General features: G+C 68.2%; 4 protein-coding genes. 1 reads left to right on the forward strand and 3 read right to left on the reverse strand.

Annotated elements, in window-relative coordinates:
* On the forward strand, nt 1–656 hold a 656-nt coding region (locus VKH46_03730), incomplete at its 5' end, for an MFS transporter (protein ID HKB69927.1).
* A 143-nt stretch (nt 657–799) separates the two neighbouring features.
* On the opposite strand, the gene VKH46_03735 is transcribed toward VKH46_03730, so the two are convergent.
* The 3 genes from VKH46_03735 to VKH46_03745 all read right to left on the reverse strand — a co-directional run bounded on the left by VKH46_03735 (nt 800) and on the right by VKH46_03745 (nt 4,230).
* The gene (locus VKH46_03735) at nt 800–1,924 is read right to left on the reverse strand and encodes an N-acetyltransferase (GenBank protein HKB69928.1); all 1,125 of its coding nucleotides are present in this window, start codon (nt 1,922–1,924) and stop codon (nt 800–802) included.
* Complete coding sequence (locus tag VKH46_03740) at nt 1,921–3,051, reverse strand: pyridoxal phosphate-dependent aminotransferase family protein (GenBank protein HKB69929.1); 1,131 nt, start codon at nt 3,049–3,051, stop codon at nt 1,921–1,923. Before VKH46_03740 ends, VKH46_03735 begins: the two co-directional genes overlap by 4 nt.
* 189 nt (nt 3,052–3,240) lie before the next feature.
* Complete coding sequence (locus tag VKH46_03745) at nt 3,241–4,230, reverse strand: NAD-dependent epimerase/dehydratase family protein (GenBank protein HKB69930.1); 990 nt, start codon at nt 4,228–4,230, stop codon at nt 3,241–3,243.
* Between the last annotated feature and the right edge of the window lie 163 nt (nt 4,231–4,393).

Genomic DNA, 4,393 nt, shown 5'->3' on the forward strand with positions numbered 1-4,393 from the left:
CCGAAGGATTCCGCTACACGGCCACGACCAAACCGATCGCAGGCCTCCTCCTGCTGCTCGGCCTCGTGAGCCTCGCCGGGATGCCCTACGCCGTCCTGATGCCGATCTTCGCCGACCGCGTGCTCCACGGGAACGCGCGGACGCTCGGGGCGCTCATGAGCGCCTCGGGCGCCGGCGCGCTCCTCGGCGCGTTCACGCTCGCGCTCCGCCGCGGGCTGCGCGGGCTCGGGAGGTGGGTCGCCGCCGCCGCTGCCGGCTTCGGCGCGGCGCTCATCGCGTTCTCTTTTTCGCACACCGTCTGGGTCTCGGCCGCCCTCCTCGTCCCGGTCGGCTATGCCCTCATGGTCGAAATGGCGTCTTCCAACACGCTCATCCAGTCGATGGTGCCCGACGAGCTGCGCGGACGGGTGATGTCGGTCTATTCCATGATGTTCATGGGGATGGCCCCGGTCGGGGCGCTGCTCGCGGGATTCTCGGCGCACGCCTTCGGAGCCGCGTGGACCGTTGCGGGGGGCGGGATGCTGTGCGTCGCCGGCAGCGGGGCGTTCGCCTGGAAGCTCCCGTCCCTCCGGACGGAGGGACGGCGGCTCATCCTCGCGCAGCAGGCCGTCGCCGGAGAGCCGTCGGCGGGGGTGACCGGGAACGTCAGGGAGTAAATCCGAAAGCCGAATCGCGAATTTCGAAACAAACTCGAATGACCCGAATCGAAAGCTCGAAGCCGGGCCCCGTTTCGAATCTCCGATTTCGAGTTTCGGGCTTGTCTCGGATTTCGAAATTCGTTCTTCGGATTCGTCGCCCGTCAGGCGACGGGCTTTTCGTAGATCCGGTACCTCTTGTAGACCTCTCCCTCGAAGAGCGCGATCGGCCGCTGCACCATGACGTTGTCCTCGAGGATCCAGGACACCTCGCATTCCCGGTAGCCGGACGCGAGCATCGCCTCGAGCGAGTGCGAGAACATCACCGCGTCGATGCCCCGGTTGCGGTGGCTCTTCTTGATCCCGAGCGTGATGAGCCGCGTCATCTTCGGCTTCTTCCAGCCGAGCAGGTAGGCGAGGAACCCGAAGATCTTCGGCGTGAGGAGCTTCCCGCGCAGCGGCTTCATCGCCTCGTTGTAATCCGGGAGCGACATCATGAAGCCGACGGGCTCCCGAGGCGTCTCGGCGAGAAGCACGAGGTCCTCGACGAGGAGCGGCCTCAGGCGCGCGGCCATGAAGTCGATGTCGCCGTCGGTCATCGGGACGAACCCCCAGTTGTCCTCCCATGCGGCGTTGTAGACCTCCTTCACCTTCGTGAGATCCGCCTTCAGGGTCTTCTTCCGGATCGGCCGCACGCGCAGGTCGGCCTGCCGCCGCTCGAACCCCGCGGCCAGACGGGAGAGGCGCCCGAGCGGCTTCGCGGCGAGCACAATCCGATAGGCGAGGAGGTCCTTCGCCTTCACGAGCCCCGCGTCGTCGAAGAGCCGGAGGTAGTAGCGCGGGTTGTAGGTCATCATCACGACCGGCGGCGAATCGAAGCCTTCGACGAGCAGCCCGCATTCGTCGTTGGTCGTCGGGTTCATCGGGCCGAGCAGCCGCGTCATTCCGCGCTCCTTGGCCCATTTCTCGACTGCCGCGAAGAGAGCGCGGGAAACCGACGGGTCGTCGGCCGACTCGAAGAAACCGAAGAACGCCGAACGCTCGCGGTGGAAGTCGTTGTGGACGCGGTCGACGACGCCGGCGATCCTTCCGACGTCGCGCCCGTCGCGCTCGGCGACCCAGAGCCCCATCTCGGCGTGGTCGAAGAGCGGATTGGCGTCGCTGAAGACCTTCCTCAGGTCGTCCTCGAGCGGCGCGACCCAGTTCGGGTCGGCGCCATAGACCCGATGCGGGACCGCGAGGAACCGGGCGATGTCGCGGCGCTCGCGGGAAAGGGAAACGAGGTTCAAATGACCTGGAACTCGCGCCCGACCTTCTCGAGCGCGTCGAGCGCGCGCGAGAGATGCTCCTCCGTGTGCGTCGCCATGTACGAGGTCCGGAGCAGCGCCCTCCCCTTGGGCGTCGCGGGGGAGACGACGGAGTTGACGAAGACCCCTTCCTCCTCGAGGCGCTTCGCCATTCCGAACGCGCGCACGTCATCGCCGACGATGATCGGGATGACCGGCGTCTCGGAGAGACCCGTGTCGAACCCGAGGCTCTTCAGACCGTCCATCATGAAGCGGGTGTTCTTCCAGAGCCGCTCGCGGCGGTCGGGCTCCTTCTCGATGATGTCGACCGCCGCCGAGGCGGCGGCGACGGAGGCGGGCGGCGGCGCCGCCGAGAAGATGAGCGTCCGCGCGCGGTGCTTGATGAAGTGGATGAGCTCCGCGTCGCCGCAGATGAATCCCCCGATCGACGCGAGCGACTTGGAGAAGGTCCCCATGATCAGGTCGACCTCTTCCTCGAGGTCGAAGTGCTCCGCCGTCCCGCGGCCGCGGCGGCCGAGGACGCCCAGACCGTGCGCGTCGTCGACCATGATGCCGGCGCCGAACTGCTGGGCGACGTCGACCAGCTCGGGGAGGTTCGCGATGTCGCCCTCCATCGAGAACACGCCGTCGACGACGATGAGGCGCCCCTTGTGCCCGCCGTCGTCCATCAGCCGGCGCAGGTCGGAGGCGTCGTTGTGGGCGAACTTCTTCGTGGTTCCGAACGAGAGGCGGGCGCCGTCGATGATGCAGGCATGGTCCTGCTTGTCGAGGTAGACGAAATCGCCGCGCTCGACGAGGCAGGCGATGGCCCCCAGGTTGACCTGGAAGCCCGTCGAGAAGGTGACCGCGGCCTCCTTCCCCATGAAGCGCGCGAGCTTCTCCTCGAGCTCGATGTGGATCCCGAGTGTCCCGTTCAAGAACCGGCTCCCGGCGCACCCCGATCCGTAACGGACGACCGCCTGCGCGGCGGCCTCCTTCACTTTCGGGTGGTTGGTGAGACCGAGATAATTGTTCGAGCCGAGCATGACGAGGGTGCGTCCGGCGATCCGGACCTCCGGGTCCTGGGCGGACTCGATGACGCGGAAGTAAGGAAAGAGGCCGGCCGCCATGAGGCGGTCGGGCTCGTCATAGCTCCGGCACTTGTCGAAGAAGGACACCTTCCTCTTTTCGGGCGCCACCGGGACCGCGAGTCTTCGCACGGCCGGCCCTCCTCAATGGAGGCCTCGCTCCCGACGACCACGAATCGACCGTGGTCCGCGAGCCTCGATGACCTCCGACAGGGCGGAGTTTAGCAAAATTTACAATTCGCCGAAAGCCGGGCGGATCCACCCTTCCCGCTGGTACCAGCCGATCGTCTCCGCGATCCCCTCGCGCCACGGCCGCAGCTCCTCCACACCCGCGTCGCGCAGGAGCGGGATCGCATCGCACACCCAGTCCGGCTGAAGGATCTCGCGCGCCTTGTCGCGGTTGAACGGCCGCGATTTCCCCGTGATCGTCTCGCGAAAGGTCTCGATCCAGCCGGCGCCACGGATCGCGATGGCGGGGATGGGTACGCGCCGCGCGGGAGGCCGCCGGAGGGCCGCGACGTACTCGACGAGCTCGGCCATCGTCAGGGGCGGCCCGGCGGCGAAGCCGCGCCGTCCCTCGAGCTCCGGACGCGTCGCGGCGGAGAACAGGACGCGGGCGAGGTCCGGCGCCCAGATGAGCTGGATCCGCCGGCGACCGCCCGCGAGCACCGGAGCCCATCCTCCCGCGACCGTCGAGAAGAGCTGGAGCATCCCCGAATCGCCCGCGCCATAGACGACCGAGGGGCGCACGATCGTCCAGCTTCCTTCCCATCCGCGCTCGACGGCGCGCTCCCCTTCGAGCTTCGAGATCCCATACCACGACACCGGAGCGGGCGCGTCCTCCTCCCGCACGGGCGACCCGCCGCGGGACGGCCCGGCCGCCGACTGGGAGGAGACGAGGACGAAACGGGCCGACGCGGCGGCGTCCGAGGCGGCGCGAACGAGCGCTTCGGTGCCGCGCGTGTTCGACGCCGCGTACTCCTCGAGGGAACGGGCTTTCGTCGTCCCCGCCACGTGCACGATCACGTCGGATCCCTCGAGCGCCTTCCGGTACCCGCCATCGGCGAGGTCCCCCGCGACGACCTCCGCCCCTGCGGGCAGGAGACCCGGCCGCTCGGGACGGCGAACGAGCGCCCTGACCTTCCATCCCTGCGAAAGGAAGAGCCGCGCCGCGTGGCTCCCGACGAACCCGGTCGCGCCGGTGAAGAATACGGTCTTCAAGCGCCGACAACCTATCATCGGGCCGGTCGGCGCGGACGATGTGCGCCGCCATACGGGTCCGGACCGCGTTTTCGATCCCCGATCCGCGAGTCTCGTCGCCCCTCTCGGCGATGAAGAACGCCGCTCCCGCTCCCATCCCGCAGGATTTCGTGGCATCCTAGGA

It is taken from the genome of Thermoanaerobaculia bacterium (assembly GCA_035260525.1).
Taxonomy (GTDB): Bacteria; Acidobacteriota; Thermoanaerobaculia; order UBA5066; family DATFVB01; genus DATFVB01.